The sequence below is a fragment of the Vibrio sp. ECSMB14106 genome (assembly GCF_000972265.1).
GTDB classification, from domain to species: domain Bacteria; phylum Pseudomonadota; class Gammaproteobacteria; order Enterobacterales; family Vibrionaceae; genus Vibrio; species Vibrio kanaloae.
Map to the genome: position 1 here is coordinate 43,954 of NZ_LAUM01000004.1, position 17,048 is coordinate 61,001.

General features: G+C 44.5%; 16 protein-coding genes. 6 read left to right on the plus strand and 10 right to left on the minus strand.

All coding sequences use genetic code 11. From position 1 onward, the window contains the following. The first annotated feature begins 90 nt into the window (after window positions 1-90). Window positions 91-825, plus strand: a complete 735-nt coding sequence (locus tag WR49_RS03705) for an RNA methyltransferase (RefSeq protein ID WP_046223109.1) — start codon at window positions 91-93, stop codon at window positions 823-825. Window positions 826-921: 96 nt separating this feature from the next. Here WR49_RS03705 and fdxA read toward each other — a convergent pair whose 3' ends face one another. Next, the gene (gene fdxA / locus WR49_RS03710; protein ID WP_017058008.1) at window positions 922-1,245 is read right to left on the minus strand and encodes a ferredoxin FdxA; all 324 of its coding nucleotides are present in this window, start codon (window positions 1,243-1,245) and stop codon (window positions 922-924) included. A gap of 254 nt (window positions 1,246-1,499) precedes the next feature. Here fdxA and WR49_RS03715 point away from each other — a divergent pair, with 254 nt between their 5' ends. The 4 genes from WR49_RS03715 (at window position 1,500) to WR49_RS03730 (ending at window position 5,728) form a co-directional block, all read left to right on the plus strand. After that, window positions 1,500-3,131, plus strand: coding sequence for an NAD(P)/FAD-dependent oxidoreductase (locus WR49_RS03715; protein ID WP_046223110.1), 1,632 nt, complete (start codon window positions 1,500-1,502; stop codon window positions 3,129-3,131). Between the two features lie 175 nt (window positions 3,132-3,306). Continuing rightward, window positions 3,307-4,506, plus strand: coding sequence for a DEAD/DEAH box helicase (locus tag WR49_RS03720; protein WP_046223111.1), 1,200 nt, complete (start codon window positions 3,307-3,309; stop codon window positions 4,504-4,506). A gap of 108 nt (window positions 4,507-4,614) precedes the next feature. Then, window positions 4,615-5,019, plus strand: coding sequence for a PPC domain-containing DNA-binding protein (locus WR49_RS03725; protein WP_046223112.1), 405 nt, complete (start codon window positions 4,615-4,617; stop codon window positions 5,017-5,019). Window positions 5,020-5,104: 85 nt separating this feature from the next. Next, window positions 5,105-5,728 carry a 3'-5' exonuclease gene (locus WR49_RS03730; protein WP_046223113.1) on the plus strand — a complete coding sequence of 208 codons (624 nt, stop codon included), beginning with the start codon at window positions 5,105-5,107 and terminating at the stop codon, window positions 5,726-5,728. 85 nt (window positions 5,729-5,813) lie between these two features. Here the strand turns inward: WR49_RS03730 and WR49_RS03735 are convergent, their stop codons facing one another. Beyond that, complete coding sequence (locus tag WR49_RS03735) at window positions 5,814-6,650, minus strand: DUF6279 family lipoprotein (protein WP_046223114.1); 837 nt, start codon at window positions 6,648-6,650, stop codon at window positions 5,814-5,816. A 286-nt stretch (window positions 6,651-6,936) separates the two neighbouring features. Between WR49_RS03735 and WR49_RS03740 the strand changes: the two genes are divergently transcribed. Next, complete coding sequence (locus WR49_RS03740; RefSeq protein ID WP_017058002.1) at window positions 6,937-7,110, plus strand: hypothetical protein; 174 nt, start codon at window positions 6,937-6,939, stop codon at window positions 7,108-7,110. 72 nt (window positions 7,111-7,182) lie between these two features. On the opposite strand, the gene dbpA is transcribed toward WR49_RS03740, so the two are convergent. The 8 genes from dbpA to WR49_RS03780 all read right to left on the minus strand — a co-directional run bounded on the left by dbpA (window position 7,183) and on the right by WR49_RS03780 (window position 17,047). Then, window positions 7,183-8,562 carry an ATP-dependent RNA helicase DbpA gene (gene dbpA, locus WR49_RS03745; protein WP_046223115.1) on the minus strand — a complete coding sequence of 460 codons (1,380 nt, stop codon included), beginning with the start codon at window positions 8,560-8,562 and terminating at the stop codon, window positions 7,183-7,185. 148 nt (window positions 8,563-8,710) lie between these two features. Further along, window positions 8,711-9,619, minus strand: coding sequence for an aldo/keto reductase (locus WR49_RS03750; RefSeq protein ID WP_017058000.1), 909 nt, complete (start codon window positions 9,617-9,619; stop codon window positions 8,711-8,713). A 217-nt stretch (window positions 9,620-9,836) separates the two neighbouring features. Next, window positions 9,837-10,430, minus strand: coding sequence for a hypothetical protein (locus tag WR49_RS03755; RefSeq protein ID WP_046223116.1), 594 nt, complete (start codon window positions 10,428-10,430; stop codon window positions 9,837-9,839). A 209-nt stretch (window positions 10,431-10,639) separates the two neighbouring features. Continuing rightward, window positions 10,640-11,584, minus strand: coding sequence for a PstS family phosphate ABC transporter substrate-binding protein (locus tag WR49_RS03760; protein WP_017057998.1), 945 nt, complete (start codon window positions 11,582-11,584; stop codon window positions 10,640-10,642). Further along, window positions 11,584-12,222, minus strand: a complete 639-nt coding sequence (locus WR49_RS03765; RefSeq protein WP_017057997.1) for an OmpA family protein — start codon at window positions 12,220-12,222, stop codon at window positions 11,584-11,586. Before WR49_RS03765 ends, WR49_RS03760 begins: the two co-directional genes overlap by 1 nt. Continuing rightward, window positions 12,222-13,535, minus strand: a complete 1,314-nt coding sequence (locus WR49_RS03770; RefSeq protein ID WP_046223117.1) for a TolC family outer membrane protein — start codon at window positions 13,533-13,535, stop codon at window positions 12,222-12,224. The genes WR49_RS03765 and WR49_RS03770 overlap by 1 nt, the downstream gene beginning before the upstream one ends. Before the next feature lie 34 nt (window positions 13,536-13,569). Next, a complete protein-coding gene (locus tag WR49_RS03775) occupies window positions 13,570-14,895 on the minus strand; it encodes an HlyD family type I secretion periplasmic adaptor subunit (RefSeq protein ID WP_017057995.1) in 1,326 nt (441 codons plus the stop codon). Next, a complete protein-coding gene (locus WR49_RS03780; RefSeq protein WP_046223118.1) occupies window positions 14,888-17,047 on the minus strand; it encodes a type I secretion system permease/ATPase in 2,160 nt (719 codons plus the stop codon). The genes WR49_RS03775 and WR49_RS03780 overlap by 8 nt, the downstream gene beginning before the upstream one ends. Between the last annotated feature and the right edge of the window lies 1 nt (window position 17,048).

Below are 17,048 nucleotides of genomic sequence, written 5' to 3' on the forward strand. Positions count from 1 at the left end.
TGCTTTTTATATGGATCGCATTGAGCTATCACGCTTTTGGTTATCCAACCTTTGCTCTATAATGCGCGGGCTTATATCTAGGATAAAAACATGATTTCAAAAAACCAATTAAAACTCCTTCGTGCTTTGGGTCAAAAGAAACAACGTAAAGCCCACGGCCTGTTTCTAGTTCAAGGTGAAAAGAACGTTCTTGAGCTGTTCAATAGTGACTTAGTGGTGAAGAACGTCTTTGCTACTGCTGATTTCTTATCTGAAAATCATGCTTCACTGATTGAGTTTGATTGTGTTGAAGCCTCGCTGGATGACCTCACCAAAGCGAGCACTTTGGTAAGCAACAATGCCGCGATTGCGGTTGTTGAGATCCCAACGTTTGAACTACCAGAAGCAACAGGACTGATGATTGCGCTTGATGGCGTTTCAGACCCTGGCAACCTAGGTACGATTATTCGCGTGGCAGACTGGTATGGCATTAAGCATATCATTGCGAGCAGCGATTGCGCAGACCCATACAACCCTAAAACGATCAGTGCGACCATGGGCAGCTTTGGACGTGTACACGTAAGCCAAACTGACTTGCCAGTTTACTTAGAGCAAGCGAATCTACCTGTTTACGGTGCTTTCTTAGAAGGCGAAAGTGTTCATAAGACTGAGTTTACTGCCAACGGTATTTTGTTGATGGGCAGCGAGTCTCACGGTATTCGTGAACATGCGGCTAAATACGTGACTGATAAGATTACGATTCCAGCATTCGGCGGCGCGGAGTCTTTGAACGTTGCTATGGCGACTGGCATCATTCTCGACAACATGCGTCGTCAGCATAGCTAGACCTCTAAGCTAACTAGCCAATCGACAGTGTTCAGATATTAAAAAAGGCGTATTGATTAAATCAGTACGCCTTTTTATTTGAGTTGTTTTCAACAATTACTTTTCTAGCATTGCCAACTTATCAGCTACCCCATTCCACTTTTCAGCGTCATCCATCGGTGCTGTTACTTCCGTTTGCACAGGCCAAACCTCAGCGAGCTCTGCATTCACTTCGATAAAGATCTTTTGATCTTCTGGCAGTTCATCTTCTTGGAAGATTGCTTGAGCATCACATTCAGGTACACATAAACCACAATCAATGCACTCGATTGGGTTAATTACCATGAAATTCGGGCCTTCATGGAACGCATCTGCGGGGCACACGGCCACACAGTCTGTGTATTTACATTGAATACAATTATCGCCTACGACAAATGCCATGATGCTCTGCTCTATAAGTTAGTCAAAATTGAAGAATGGGGATAATACTCATCCCAAAGCAAAATTCAACATCATACGACTCTAATATCCTGTCTATTTGCTCCATGTTTCCAAATTAGTATGACAGATAAATCAATTTCTCGTAAAATGCGCGCCATTGTGAGCTTATCGCTTCTTTCAACATCAGCGTTTTCATCAAACTCTGTGTTTAGATGTGGTCTAGCTAAGACACCTATAAAAAACGAGACATCGAAATGATACGTTTAACCGAAATTAAACTCCCACTAGACCACGAAGAGTCTGCCATTCAAGACGCGATTGAAGCGAAGCTTGGTATTAACTCTGATCAGGTACTTTCTTTTAATATCTTTAAACGTGGCTACGATGCTCGTAAGAAATCGAATATCCTACTGATCTACACGCTGGATGTTCTTGTTGAAAACGAAGCTGAGCTGCTAGAACAATTCATCAGCGACCCGCACGTAAAAGTGACTCCTGATATGGAGTACAAGTTTGTCGCTAAGGCCGTTGAGAACCAAACTGAGCGCCCTGTGGTTATCGGTTTTGGCCCATGCGGTCTGTTCGCTGGCCTAGTGCTTGCTCAAATGGGTTTCAACCCAATTATTGTTGAGCGCGGTAAAGAAGTTCGTGAACGTACGAAAGATACCTTTGGTTTCTGGCGTAAGCGTACGCTAAACACAGAATCAAACGTACAGTTTGGTGAAGGCGGCGCAGGTACTTTCTCTGACGGTAAACTGTACAGCCAAGTGAAAGATCCAAAACATTACGGCCGTAAAGTAATCGAAGAGTTCGTTGCAGCGGGTGCACCAGAAGAAATCCTATACGTAAGTAAGCCGCACATCGGTACCTTTAAACTGGTTACCATGATCGAAAAGATGCGCGCTTCTATCATTGAACTCGGCGGCGAAATCCGTTTCAGCACTCGTGTTGACGACGTTCATATGGAAGATGGCCAAATCACTGGCTTAACGCTTTCTAACGGTGAAGAGATCAAATCTCGTCACGTTGTACTGGCTGTTGGCCACAGTGCTCGTGACACGTTCGAAATGCTACACGACCGTGGCGTTTACATGGAAGCGAAGCCTTTCTCTGTGGGTTTCCGTATCGAACACAAGCAATCAATGATTGATGAAGCGCGTTTCGGTAAGAACGCAGGCAACCCTATTCTTGGTGCGGCGGACTACAAACTCGTTCACCACTGTAAGAATGGCCGCACTGTATACAGCTTCTGTATGTGCCCAGGCGGTACTGTAGTAGCTGCGACGTCTGAAGAAGGCCGTGTAGTAACGAACGGCATGAGTCAATACTCTCGTGCAGAGCGTAACGCAAACAGCGCAATCGTTGTAGGTATCGACCCAGAACGTGATTACCCTGGTGATGCACTGGCTGGTATCCGTTTACAGCGTGAACTAGAAAGCGGCGCTTATGTTCTTGGCGGTGAAAACTACGATGCCCCAGCTCAGAAAATCGGTGACTTCTTGAAAGGTCGCGATCCAAGTGCAATCGGTGAAGTACAACCGTCATTCACGCCAGGTATCCACCTGACTGATATTTCAAAAGCGCTGCCTGATTTTGCTATTGAAGCGATTCGTGAAGCCATCCCAGCGTTCGAGAAGAAGATCAAAGGTTTCTCTACGCCGGACGGCCTATTAACCGGTGTTGAGACTCGCACGTCTTCTCCTGTATGTATCAAGCGTGGCAAAGACTTCCAAAGCATCAACCTCAAGGGCTTCTTCCCTGCAGGTGAAGGCGCAGGCTACGCAGGCGGCATCCTGTCTGCTGGTATCGACGGCATTAAAGTCGCTGAAGCTTTAGCACTGTCTATGGCAGAACAGAACCAAGCTGAGAAGGTTGATATTGCTTAGCTGTTAACCATAAGCCAAAACCAAAAAATCCAGTGCCCTAAACGCACTGGATTTTTTATGTGCATGTGACTAGCGGTACACAAGCAACATGGTAGAATGCCGCCATTAATCTTATCCTTGTATAAGATTGTTGAACCTTTCCATCGCTATTTAGCCAAATCATACCGAGAAACTTATGCCATTTTCCAAGCTTGGATTAAGCTCACCTATTGTTAAAGCCGTTGCAAAACAAGGCTATGAAAAGCCAACCTCTATTCAAGAAAAAGCAATTCCGATTGTGCTTTCTGGTAAGAACCTTATTGCGGCAGCACAAACAGGTACAGGTAAAACTGCGAGCTTTGTTCTCCCTATCTTAGAAATGCTAAGTAAAGGTGAAACACAACGTAAAAAACGTATTCGTGCTGTTATTTTGACACCAACTCGTGAGCTTGCGATTCAGGTTGAGCAGAACATTACTAAGTACGCGAAGTTCCTAAACCTAACATCACTAGCGATGTACGGTGGCGTGTCTTACCAGCACCAGAAAGACCGCTTGATTGAAGGCGTCGATATTCTTGTGGCAACACCAGGTCGTTTAATCGACATGTACGGACAACGCGCGGTTCATTTTGATGAAGTTGAAGTTCTGGTTCTTGATGAAGCTGACCGCATGCTAGACATGGGGTTCATTGAAGACATCAACAAGATCATCGCACGTCTACCACAAGACATCCAAAACCTGCTGTTCTCGGCAACACTTTCAACGCCAGTGCGTGCGCTAGCGAAAAGTGCAATCAGTGAAGCGGAAGAGATTTCGATTGCCAAGACTGATGCGTCTAAAGCGAACATTGAGCAATGGTTAGTGACCGTAGATAAAGACCGTAAGTCAGCACTATTGAGCCACATGATTACCGAAGGTAACTGGGACCAAGCGCTTATCTTTATCGAAACCAAGCATGGTGCGGCTAAGTTGGTGGCTCAACTTGAAAAGCGTGGCATTCAGGCAGAAGCTTTCCACAGTGGACGTAGCCAAGCGATCCGCGAAAAGAACTTGGCTGATTTCAAGAAAGGTCGCCTAAAATACTTAGTAGCGACAGGCGTTGCTGCTCGTGGTATTGATATCGACAACCTAAGCCGCGTAGTCAACTACGACATACCATTCCCAGCGGACGACTATGTTCACCGTATTGGTCGTACAGGCCGTGCTGATGCGTCTGGTGAAGCGATCTCTTTCCTATCGAAAGACAACTTTAAGAACCTGTGCATTATCGAAAAACGTCTTGGTCACTTGATTGAGCGTCGCGTAGTTGAAGGTTTCGAACCACGCAAAGAAGTGCCAATCTCTGTATTGAACTTCGTGCCTAAAAAGAAAAGAGATCTGCAGCAACCTGAGTAATTTCAGATTTAGAAAATGCGAAAGTCGCGTTAGCTAAAACAAAAATAAGACGAAGCCCAATGTGGCTTCGTTTTGTTCTTGAAATACAAATAAAACGGAGGCAATAAGATGCTCACTCCTATCGCAAAGAGATTAACCCGAGGCCAAGATCTAAAGCTTGAGATCCAGAGGTTAGTCACAGCACATAATGTCTCGGCAGGCTCTATTGCGTCTTGTGTCGGGTGTGTTTCTCAACTCAATATTCGTTTGGCCAATGCGAACAACACCAAGCTAATCAAAGCTCCGTTCGAAATCGTATCAGTAATGGCAACCCTAACGCCTAACCACCAGCACGTTCATATATCCGTTGCTGATGAAAATGGCGATGTGATTGGCGGGCATTTACTTGAAGGAACGATTATAGCGACCACCGCTGAATTGATTGTTCACCGCTACGATACCTTGACCTTCAACAGAGAGCATGATGATTCGACGGGTTACACTGAGCTCACTGTCAGTAGCAACACTCAATAGAACAACAACACGCAATAGATTGACCCATAGCAACAGCAAACGCCCCATATAAAGCAATACTACTAAACAGCAATTAGGAAATACGATGGCTTCAAACTCCGCAGATTCCGTTATCGTTCTCGATTTCGAAACCACAGGCTTATCTCCCAACATGGGCGACCGAGCGATTGAGATCGGTGCAGTTAAGCTCGTTAACGGCGAAGTTGTCGACACCTTCCAACAACTCATGAACCCTGGGTTTCGTGTCAGTGGATTCATTGAAGGTTATACAGGGATCAGTAACCGTATGTTAATCACAGCGGCCAGTTGTAGTGAAGTGATGGATGAGTTTGCAGACTTCATTCAAGGCAGCCAACTTGTTGCTCACAATGCGTCGTTTGATAAGCGCTTTCTCGATGCCGAGTTCGACTTTATTGGCCGAGACTATACAGGTAAGTTCGCTTGCTCAATGTTGATTGCTCGCCGCTTGATCCAAGATGCACCGACCCATAAGCTAGGCGACCTTGTGCGCTTTAAGAATATCGACAACGACGGTACTTTCCACAGAGCGTTAGCCGATTCAGAAATGACAGCACGCTTATGGTTATTAATGATTGATGAACTGCAAAGTGATCACGGTATTCAACAACCGAGCTTTCAATTGATGCAGAAAATATCGAAGACCGCTAAAGGCTCTATTCCAAAACTGTTGATGAGTAATCGAGGTTAATACCCTTACAGTACGATAATGGCTGGAAAGTTGATTGATTTAACAAGATCAGCCTTATCATCTATTAACGAAGATTACTTGTTCCCTACTCCTGCAGTGTCACCAGCGTTGATTTGATACTTTCTAATTCACTCATGAAATAAGACCATTGCTTCTCACTGCTCACTGTGGCGATCTCGACTAAGAACCTAGCTGATGTCTGCATATTCTTATTAAGCTGAGACTTCAGTTGCTCTGGATAATAAGCTTCGTTATTCAAAAGCAGGTTCATAATAATTGGCTGCGCAATATGCAGATCGGTCTTCTTTTGCATCAGTGTCGATAGATCTTGATAAGTGTTATTTTGATATTGGCGCCAGCTATCATTGGTATTAATCCACTCTTGAGACCAAGTAGAAATAATCTGTTGTTGCTCTTTCGATACAGACCCAAGCCACCGCTCTAGCCTATCTTCTATTCGACTTCGATAACGTTCCCTCGAGTCTTCATCATTCAATGATAATCTTTCTTCGTAATAGTCTTGCTGCTTTTCCCTGAAGTTCTTTAAGAATTCGTTATCTTGCTTAAGGGTAAGCTGCATACTTAATCCGTAAACATTGGGAGCTAATTTATTAACGATAGAACGAATATGATGTTTAACTTGCTCACTCTGGTCAACGATAAACGCAGAATTAATATCGGAACGAGCAATACTTTGAATCACTTCTAATTGCGAAATATACAGCGGCAGTTGAGTTTCTTTATGCCATTGCTGTAATAAATCGAAGCGTTCTTCGAGCTCTGATTCTTGACTATTAGATAGAGAAACAAAATCTTCGATATAGCTAACCGCAAACCAACTGATATTGTTATAGGCGAATTTCGTCCCACACCCAGCAAATAGAAAGCACACGAATACGACTAACCAACGGCATTTCCTCATTACACCCTCTCATCACATGTTACTGGTCAACGAACACCAAAATGGTCTTATCAGATTACTGTTGACCTTATAACATTAGCTATAAAAGCACCTTATCGTAAAAACTTTCAGATAAATTGAGACTTCACCTTGCTAAACCGTCTATTTAGGCAAATGATTAAAATAAAAATTACGACTAGCAGTGATATTATTCGACTTTTTATTGTTCATTGAAGAACAATGCAATACATATTAACGGTATGTATTTTGCATAGAATTATAATGGTTAGTATTTGGGAGGCAAGCTATGGCCGCTATTCCTCATCATACAAGCGAGTTAGAATATGAGCTTTGCTATTTTGACGCTGGAAAAATAACCACAATTACGATATTCGCTAATAATCGACAGGAAGCGATGACTTGGTATCTTAGCGAAGGAAAACATATCAACGATCTTTATTCCATCAGACCTGATGAATAGATCAACTGTGGAAACCCCTTTACTGCATTGTCGTAAATATTGCACTTTGCAGTAAAGGGCTTTAGTCTCGAATTACTTCAGGATTCGGGCGCGGAATTGGCGACCCTTCATTTTTCCTGATTCTATTTTACCTAGCGCTTTCTTAGACACAGATCTTTCTACCGCTACGTAAGCACGCATTGCAAACAAGTTGATCTTACCGACTGATTTACCATCAATACCACCTTGACCCGTCAATGCACCAAGAATATCACCTGCACGAAGCTTAGCTTTCTTACCGCCATCAATCTGGATGGTTACCATATTTGAGTAGTAAGGCTTGGCAATTGGCTTTGCTGGAAGCTCAGATGGCTCGATAGGCATGTCCATGTACTCATCAATTTGAGCAACACGGTACATCTCTTTTTCGCTAAAGAAGCTGATAGCTACGCCTTTGCTTCCTGCACGGCCAGTACGACCAATGCGGTGTACGTGAACTTCAGGGTCGCGAGATAGCTCAAAGTTGAATACAGCATCTAGGTTATCAACATCAAGACCACGAGCCGCAACGTCTGTCGCGACTAGAATCGAGATCGTTTTGTTTGAGAACTGAACCAAAGCTTGGTCACGTTCACGCTGCTCCATGTCGCCATGAAGCTCGATCACGCTGAAACCACGGTGGCTTAGCTCATCGTTTACGTTCTGTACTTCTTTCTTAGTGTTACAGAACACAACCGCTGATTCTGGTTGATGATGAAGAAGAAGTAACTCTAACGCGTCATCACGAGCTTCAGTCCCTTCCACTTTGTAGAAGTGTTGCTGAATGCTTGAGTGATCATGCGTTGATTCAACCTTCACCATTTCTGGATCACGCATGATGCGGTCTGCAACAGATTTCATCTGTTTAGGGAAAGTTGCACTGAAGAGCAGAGTTTGACGCTCTTTTGGAGCCGCTTCAATCACTGCATCCAAAGCGTCTTGGAAACCCATTTCTAGCATGCGGTCGGCTTCATCCAACACAAGCGTGTTCAACTCAGATAGGTCAATACGATCTTTTTCTAGATGGTCAAGGATACGGCCAGGCGTGCCCACAAGAATGTGTGCGCCATGCTCTAGTGAACCAATCTGTGGGCCCATTGGCATACCGCCACATAGTGTCAGCACTTTAATATTGTGAATACCACGAGCAAGAGTACGGATCTCTTTTGCTACTTGGTCTGCAAGCTCACGAGTCGGACATAACACTAAAGACTGAACACGGAAACGCTTAACGCGTAGGTTCTGCAGCACGCCTAAACCAAAAGCAGCTGTTTTACCTGAACCCGTTTTACCCTGACCGATAACGTCCTTACCATTTAGGATTGTAGGAAGACTTAACGCTTGGATCGGCGTCATTTCAGTATAACCAAGAGAATCTAACGTATTTAGAAGCTCTGGCTTAAGGGCGATTGAAGAGAATTTTGAAATGCTCAATGGAAATATCCAACTGGTGAAAAACAGAGTGCATTATGAGTGTTTTTGAAAATTATTCCACCTTAATCACAGTTTTGAAGAAACATGTTAGGCAGACACAAAAAAGCCAGCTTTGTTAGCTGGCTTATAGTCATTTTCGAATTGCTTCCTATGGCACACCGTGACCTTTAGATGCAACCCAAACGCGATACCATTGTTCGCGAGTCAGTTCAATTTTCAATGCATCAACGGCTGTCTTCACACGTTCAATCTTACCTGAACCGATAATCGCAATTGGGTTAGACGGCAAACGACGAACCCAAGCATAAATAACTTGGTCAATGCTGTCTGCACCCACTTCTTGGCGAATCGCTTCTAGTTCATCACGTACGCGAATCGCTTGCTCTGAATCGCCATTGAAAATGCTACCACCACCTAAACAAGACCACGCCATTGGGCGTATACGATTCATCTGCAGTTGATCTAAGGTGCCATCATGGGCAACTTCGAAGTTCAACGGGTTAATTTCTACTTGGTTGGTAATGAGTGGCTTACCTAGTCGAGATTGCAGCAGTTCAAACTGGCGCGGTGAAAAGTTTGATACACCGAAGTGTTTAACTTTGCCGACCTTATGCAATTCTGCAAAAGCTTCTGCAACCTCATCCGCATCCATAAGTACATCAGGGCGATGAATCAGTAATACATCAAGTTCGCTTACACCCAAACGTTCAAGAGAATTATTTACGGATTGGTAAATATGGTGCGCGCTGGTGTCATAGTGATTGATCTTACGAACAGGAGTGTGGTCACCACACAAGTTGATGTCGCACTTGGTGACGATTTGGATCTCATCACGAAGGCTTGGCTCAAGCGCTAATGCTTCACCAAATAACTTTTCACATTGGTAGTTACCGTAAATATCGGCGTGATCAACCGTTGTGATACCAAGATCAATATGCTGCTTAAGGAAAGTCAGGCGTTGTTTAGGGGTCATGCCCCACTCTGCTGTACGCCAGTATCCTTGCACCAGCTCAGAAAGTTCTAAGCCTTGCGGCGCTGTCGTTACTTTTGCAACCATGGGTTGTCTCCTTTATCAATACTGAGCGTATCCTATGCTCGTTTTACTGAAGGCTCAACGTATAACAATTGGCAAAACTAAACGCTTACTAAAAATGTGAGAGCCACATGAAAAACGAGCACAGAAATGAAGAATAGCTTGCTGTCTGCCCGTGAACCGTTAACCCAAAAGGCTTGTTGCTCTAATGAAATACGAGAGTATCTATAAATTTGAGCGATTAAAAACGATTTAGTTCAACAGTTAAGTCGCCACCATCAGTATGCAACTGAACCCAAGGCTCTGAAGTACGAGAAGAAGATGAGGAAGAATTAGGAACATTCCATAGGCTCATTTGCTCGGATGAATGGTGTGGCGCATTGATAAACTCAACGAGCTGCTTATCTACCTCACCAAAACCTACGCCTTCACGTTCCGCTTGTTCGAGTTGAGCGACGACATCGAACTCATCTTCCCCTATACGAATTGAACTCAGAGCAAAGCCATCTTGACGAAGGTAAGCCTGAAGCTTCGTATAACTTAATTTTGAATACGGTAGGCTTAAGCGAACCACTTCGATACTCGATTCATCCAACTCCAGTTCAACGTAAACATCCAGGTCGTAATATTGAGTGAGGTCACTGCACAACACAGTGCCTTCGATCTCGCCGCAATCCATAAGGTCGATATCGTTAATATAGTGTTTGGAACTCGCTTGAACTGAACTGCTGTTGAATACCGTTCGTAGCCACCAAGCCTCGGTCGCTTGTACGGAAAGTGACATAACATTCAGAGCCAATAAAAAAGGGAGAATTAAGACAGGACGAGTTCTCATTAATTGTGCTTATTTTGCTTACTATGGAGCACACATTATACGTGACCAATGACCAAACAACCGATCAAGGCACAAATTTTAGGCAAAAAAACGGGCATACATGCCCGCTAAATAAATTCTATCGCCGAATCACATAACCCGTCACATTGACAACCATTACGATAGTGACAAGATCACTCCGTCAACTTCAGTACAGAACGTCTCATCAATTACTTATAACCGCCTTCGATCGCTGGTTCTTCAAGCGATAACCTAACTTTATTACGCTGAATCGCTTCCTGTGGCAAACTGATGAAACCGTAACGGTTCAACACTGCTTGATGGTCTTGTGAGAGCGTGAGCCCGATAAAGAACTTCTCTTGTTCAGTGAACCCCTTTCGGTGCGCCGGAATATTCAGGTACATATAATAAACCGTTGCTAACGGGTAGCGACCAGAGAGGATCGTTTCCTTGTTTAGGTCGTAGTTCACGCCTAGGTTATCGACCACGCTCAACCATTTCACATCCGAGATTTGGTCCGAGTAAACGGTATAACCAATTGCCGCTTCTTCGCCTTCAATCTTATTAACAAGCTCAGGCAGATCCGCTAAGAATTGCGTATTCGCATATTCCCCGTTAGTTCCACACTCGACCCAACTCGAAAACGTAGTATGGCCTTGCAGATTGTGGTCGATAGCAAAAGGCAACATGTGGGTATCTAAGCTTTCACCATCGCGAATATCACTGCTTGGTTTCCATTTGGGATGTTTAAGCTCATTAGAACAACCAAACACATCTATTAATTCTGCTACAGTAACTGACGTCGCAGGGTTATTCTCATTCGCTAGAATCGCAATCACATCAGCGGTAAACATCAGCTCTGTCGGCCTATAACCATAACGCATGTCAAATCTAGCCATCTCCTTGTCAGTCCACTTTTTAGAAGTGATACCAACACGCGAGCGCTGCATGATCATCTGCTCTGGAACACTGTCACTCAGTAAAAGCTCTAGATCGATCTCTTGGCTTTTAAGCAAGTCTTCAACGAGCCCCTGCATATTCGGTTCAATCGCCACCAAACCAATATCACGGACATCACTAGCCAACACCGATACCGAAAAAAGCACAGGCACAGCAGCAAGCAGCACGCCCGATTTATTAAATAGACGCTTCATTACATGCCCCCTACTGGATCAATCGGTGTCTTAGATTCAACATCGCTGTTACTGTCGAGTTGCATCTCTGAGGTGAATATGTTCCAAGATGGGTTAACTTCCATGCTCTCTGTTTTTAACACCGCTATCGTTCTGCGCTTACGCTTGTGAAGGTGCTGAGTTAAGCTGGTTATCTGAGTAAATTCTTGTTCGAAAATTCGCTCACCATCGACACCTCTATCAACCAGTGCATCTCGAATGACACCCGTTCTTTTCTTAGCCAGAGCTTTGTTATAAACGTTGGTGCCTTCTGAACTTGTATCGCCGACCAAGGTAACTGAGGTCTCTGGCTGCTCACCCAGTAAACGCACTAACTCATTTAACACGGTTGTGTGCTCTGGTTTAAGGTCATATTTATCAAAATCAAATGCCACGCTTAAGACCTCAACATCTTCGATAATCTTCCAATCGGCACACCCTTTAATATCAACAAGTACGCCTTCTGGCGTATCATCACAAAGGTCTCGCTGGTTTATCACACCATCGCGATCATTATCCGCTAAGTCATCAATTTGATGTCGAGTCATTGTGGTATCAGGCGTTTCCGCACATCCCATCAACAAGATAGAACTAAGTAGCGCTAGTTTAAAATATCTCATTACTTATTCTCCCCTTGCCACTCATCTGGATGTTCAATCCTTAATGCGTAAGTCAACATGCCCATCGCATTCAGTACTCGATATGCCGCTAATGTTTGATCATATTCAGTACTGATGAAATTTCGTCGAGCCAAGAATACTTCGACCTTCGCATCCAGCACATCTAAAAGGCTCCGCCTACCAACATTGAATTGTTGGATATAGCCAAGCTCTGCGATTTTGGCAGCATCAACATTCTGTTGAAGTAGGGATTTTTGCTGTTCAAGCATCTTATATGCATTCCAAGCTAGCTGAGTACCCTCTTTAACCTCACGCTCCGTTCTTAACCGTATCGCCCTAGCCTCTTCAACTCGCCAAGCCGATGATTCAACTCTAGAATCAGTAGAGAAGCCATTAAACAAGTCATAATCCATCGTTAGCATTAGTCGAGCATCTTCATCGACACCGCCTGGCGGGTTAGACACGTTGTCGTTTTTATTAGCATGAAGCTCAAGTTTCACCTCTGGATAGTAGTCCCCTTTCTCGCGACGCATCTCTTTACGAGCTGCGTCGATATCAAGCAAAGCGGCTTTGATTTCAGGGTGATTCTCTATCGCCTGTTCAAGGGCTACCTGTGCAGAACTCGGTAACAACGCGTAATCAAAACGTGGGTAAACCATATTGACCGCAGGCTTGCCGACTAGCCGTAGATACTGAGTTTGTAAATCAAACAGATTGTTCTGAGCGGCAATTAGTGAAGATTGCGCGGTCGCGACGCGAGCAGAGATCTGAGCCAGATCCGAGTTACTACTCAACCCTTTGCTCTTTTTATCTTGGATGTCTTGATAGATTTCTTGGTGCTCTTTTACGTTACGTTTAGAAAGCTCCAAAAGCGTTTCGGCTTTCAGGATATCTAAGTAGTTTCTAACTACGTCTAACGATACATTTTCAGCTCGTGAAATCAGAGTTAAACGTTCAGCTTCTGCTTCGTACGTTAGTCGATCAACATTCGACGTGGTTTTAAAGCCATCGAATAGTAACTGAGATACTTTAACGCCAATTTCCGTTCGCGTTAGGCCACGGTCATCGGTATCAAGTTTGCTGCCGCTGTTATAGCGCGTCTCTTCGTAACCTGCCGCCGCATAAAGGTTAACTTGTGGCATATATAAACCACCCGCAGCGTCTCCGTCTCTTATCATCGATTGGTATCGGGAATACTGCGCCAATATCTCTGGACTATAGTCGATAGCAAACGCCACTGACTCTTCTAATGAGGCGGCTTGAGACAGCCCACTCATTAGTAAGCAAGAAGAGAGTAAGAATTTTGAATGCATTACACTTCCTTTTATGTTTATGCTCTAATTCACTTCATCGTTCGCGAAGTGAATTTGCCTTAGCTCGCAAAATAGGTTTTAACCAATAGCTCAATACTGTTTTTTCTCCGGTCAAGATATCAACCGCGACTTGCATCCCAGGGATAATGCTAAAAGCAGAGTTTTGTTGTTGGTCTTCGTTTAACTGAATATGGGCGCGATAATAAGCATTGCCGTCTTCGGTTTGTAAGGCGTCGGCACTGACATAAATCACCTCACCTTTAAGTCCGCCATAAATGACAAAATCATAGGCCGTGAATTTGACAGTGGCATCCAGCCCCTTATGAACAAATGCAATGTCTTGAGGAGAGATTCTTGCTTCAACAATCAGCTCGCTGTTTGACGGGATAATCTCAATAATAGGCTCCCCCGGACGGACGACACCACCGATAGTCCGAACAAAGATCTCTTTTACTGTGCCATCAACAGGCGCTAAAATTTGCGTTCGTTTAAGTTGGTCTGCGATCGCCTGCTGGCTTTCATTCAATTGCGCTATTTTGCTGGCGACTTCGTTCAATTGACCTTGTGCTTTGGCGCGAAAATCTAACGCTATGCTACGGTGATCCGCTATCGACTCTGAGTAAGCAGCTCTCTGCTTCTGAGCCGCCACTTTTGAGCTGGCAATATCACCTTTCAGCTTGACCACATCACGGTTCAGTTTTAGCAACTCAACTTCCGCAACCGCACCACTCGCTACCACGTCTTTCAACATGTTGCGCTCTCGAATCACAATCTCGAGGCTGCTTTCAAGAGTCTGGATATTATTCAGCGTATCGACACGTGCTTGGTCTTGTTGCTCGATGCGAAGTGCCGCCTCTTCCAGTTCCGATTTCAACTGCCCTAAACGCTCTCGGTAGTTAGCTTTCGCGTTCATTAAAGCGGGATGGCTTGATACATCGACAGCAATATCTTGCGGCACCAAGACCACTCGCTCATACCATTCTTTTGCATCATTATTTAAAACGACTGTCGACAGCTCGGCCTTTAATCTTAATTGCTGAGCAAGTAAGGTGTCAGCTTGCTGGGCTGACTCTAAAAAAGCCGCTTTAAAACGTGTCTCTTCTAGCTTGGCCAGAGGTTGCCCTTTCACCACGGGTTGGCCTTGTTGCACCAAGATTTCTTGGACCAAACCGCCCTCTAGACTTTGAATCGTTTGTACCGAAAGACTCGGCACAACTTTTCCTTCACCGATCACGACTTCCTCTAATGTTGCCCACATAGCCCAACCGATAATCGACACTATCAATAACGCACTTAGCCAGATCAGTTTACGAGAACGAAATGCCAAGTGGTTATTAGTCCATTGAATATCATTACTCATGCCGGCCTCCCTTCACCACAGAAACCGTTTTAAAACGGCTCACACCTTTCGGTATGCTTTTCTTCTGCAGAGAGAGAATGTCTTTCGGTTCACCCTCAGCCACGATTTGGCCTTTATCCAACACAATCACACGATCACACATCATCAAGAATGAAGACTTGTGTGAACTGATCAGCATTGAGGTTTCTCTCGGCATACTTTGCAATGCGTTGAAGAACTGTATCTCAGCTTGATTATCTAGCGCGCTGGTTGGCTCATCCATGATCAATAACTTTGGACAGCGATAAAGCGCCCTTGCAATAGCCACGGCTTGGCGCTGGCCTCCTGAAAGCAATCTACCACCTTCACCGACTGGCGTTTCTAAGCCGTTACTTAAGCGCCCCATATAGCCATTCAAACCTGATTGTTGCAGCGCTTGCCTTAGCTTTTCTTCATCAACGTTGGTTGCACCCAAAGTGACGTTGTCGTAGATACTGCCAAAGATAAGATTGGTAGTTTGCCCAACCCACCCCATGCTGCTACGCAAAACACTAGCTGGCCATAATTTCCCGTCAATGTCTTGATAGAAAGCTTGTCCTGTTGTTGGTAGATACTGGCGAGCAACAATTGATAACAGCGTGGTTTTTCCTGCACCTGCCGCACCAACAAGGCCGACACGTTCGCCCGGTTTTATCTCAAAAGAGAGTTCTTTTAACACTGGGCTTTGTGTTTCTGGGTAGGTAAACGTAACTTCATCTAACCTAACCCCTCCATCAAAGTCACCCTTATCAATTACTTGGTGCTTGGATTCTTCTTGAGGTAGCTCCATAATCTGATTCAAGCCTTCAACGGCCGAACGTGTTTGTTGGAACCTCAGCAGTAGTAGAGAAAGTTGATTCACCGAACTCGCAGCACGTCCACTCAACATCACTACAGCTATCAAACCACCCATGCTCAGCAAGCCTTCAGATATTTGATAAACACCGAAAATGATCAGAGTGATAGTGACGACCTGCTGGCTTGATTGAATGGAGTGCGTCACGATATTGGAGTAATGACGAGATTGAGTTTGCCATTGAGATAATGATGAAATTGTCTGTTCCCAACGCTTTTGGGTGATCCCCTCAGCGTTGTTTTGCTTGATATCAGGAAGGGTTGTTAAGCAATCAAACAATTGTGCTTGTCTTTGTGTCGACAAACGCGCGGTTTCATCGAATGTTTTTTCGACTTTACCTTTCATCGCAATGCTCAACACAATCAATACCAGCATAATGGCGACAGGAATGAACATCATCGCGCCACCGAGCCAACCAATAAGAAACAGGAAGAGCAAAGTGAATGGCAAATCGACTAAGGTCACCAAAGAGATGGAGGTAAAGAAATCTTTAACGCTATCAAAATCTTGAAGCTGTCTAGCAAATGCGCCTACCGATTGCGGTCGGTTTTCTAACTTCATACCAAGGACTTTAGAGAATAGTTGAGAAGACAACTTGTTATCAATATAGCGTCCAGCCATGTCTGTCACAGAGCTTCGCGAGCTTCTCAATATCCAATCAAAAATAACGACAATACCAACGCCTGCCGCCAGCACCCATAAGGTGTTAAATGCTTGATTTGGCACTACACGGTCGTATACATTCATGGTAAAAAGAGGCACGACTAGCGCGAGCAAGTTGATCAAGAATGAAGCGATAAACAGATCGCGATACCAAGGCTTCACTTCTTTGACCACCCGCCATAACCAGCGAGTGTTGGATTTGCTGTCACTGCGCTCATGTGACTGAACACGCGAATCATCAAGAGCTTGAGCACCGACTTGCCACACATACGATTCCACCCGAGCAACCAAGTCTTTTAAGGAAGTTTCTTGCCTTGAATTGATTTCGCAGTCCAATACTTGAAAATCGCCACCGGAGCCTTGAGTGACGACAATGGGACTCCCTGTGGCAGAATTAACAGCAACAACGGGGAACTGACATTGAGTCAGTAATTCTTTTTTTACGTGGCTCAGAGTTAAGCCCGATTTCTCAATCGCTCTTGGGAAAAGGGACTCATTGAGCCTTCCTTCGACTAAAGGTAGGCCAGACACTATTTTGGAAGGGTGGCTTCGAACATTAAAATGCTCACATAACCACTCAACACAACCTAGCCAGCTGTCTTTATGTTCTACCAAT

Excerpts from the sequence above, each read along its gene's own strand:
- WR49_RS03735 (WP_046223114.1), bottom strand. The coding sequence starts at position 6,650 with ATGAGGAAATGCCGTTGGTTAGTCGTATTCGTGTGCTTTCTATTTGCT.
- WR49_RS03740 (WP_017058002.1), top strand. The coding sequence starts at position 6,937 with ATGGCCGCTATTCCTCATCATACAAGCGAGTTAGAATATGAGCTTTGC.
- WR49_RS03750 (WP_017058000.1), bottom strand. The coding sequence starts at position 9,619 with ATGGTTGCAAAAGTAACGACAGCGCCGCAAGGCTTAGAACTTTCTGAG.
- WR49_RS03770 (WP_046223117.1), bottom strand. The coding sequence starts at position 13,535 with ATGCATTCAAAATTCTTACTCTCTTCTTGCTTACTAATGAGTGGGCTG.
- WR49_RS03715 (WP_046223110.1), top strand. The coding sequence starts at position 1,500 with ATGATACGTTTAACCGAAATTAAACTCCCACTAGACCACGAAGAGTCT.
- fdxA (WP_017058008.1), bottom strand. The coding sequence starts at position 1,245 with ATGGCATTTGTCGTAGGCGATAATTGTATTCAATGTAAATACACAGAC.
- WR49_RS03725 (WP_046223112.1), top strand. The coding sequence starts at position 4,615 with ATGCTCACTCCTATCGCAAAGAGATTAACCCGAGGCCAAGATCTAAAG.
- WR49_RS03760 (WP_017057998.1), bottom strand. The coding sequence starts at position 11,584 with ATGAAGCGTCTATTTAATAAATCGGGCGTGCTGCTTGCTGCTGTGCCT.
- WR49_RS03705 (WP_046223109.1), top strand. The coding sequence starts at position 91 with ATGATTTCAAAAAACCAATTAAAACTCCTTCGTGCTTTGGGTCAAAAG.
- WR49_RS03720 (WP_046223111.1), top strand. The coding sequence starts at position 3,307 with ATGCCATTTTCCAAGCTTGGATTAAGCTCACCTATTGTTAAAGCCGTT.
- WR49_RS03755 (WP_046223116.1), bottom strand. The coding sequence starts at position 10,430 with ATGAGAACTCGTCCTGTCTTAATTCTCCCTTTTTTATTGGCTCTGAAT.
- WR49_RS03730 (WP_046223113.1), top strand. The coding sequence starts at position 5,105 with ATGGCTTCAAACTCCGCAGATTCCGTTATCGTTCTCGATTTCGAAACC.
- WR49_RS03775 (WP_017057995.1), bottom strand. The coding sequence starts at position 14,895 with ATGAGTAATGATATTCAATGGACTAATAACCACTTGGCATTTCGTTCT.
- WR49_RS03765 (WP_017057997.1), bottom strand. The coding sequence starts at position 12,222 with ATGAGATATTTTAAACTAGCGCTACTTAGTTCTATCTTGTTGATGGGA.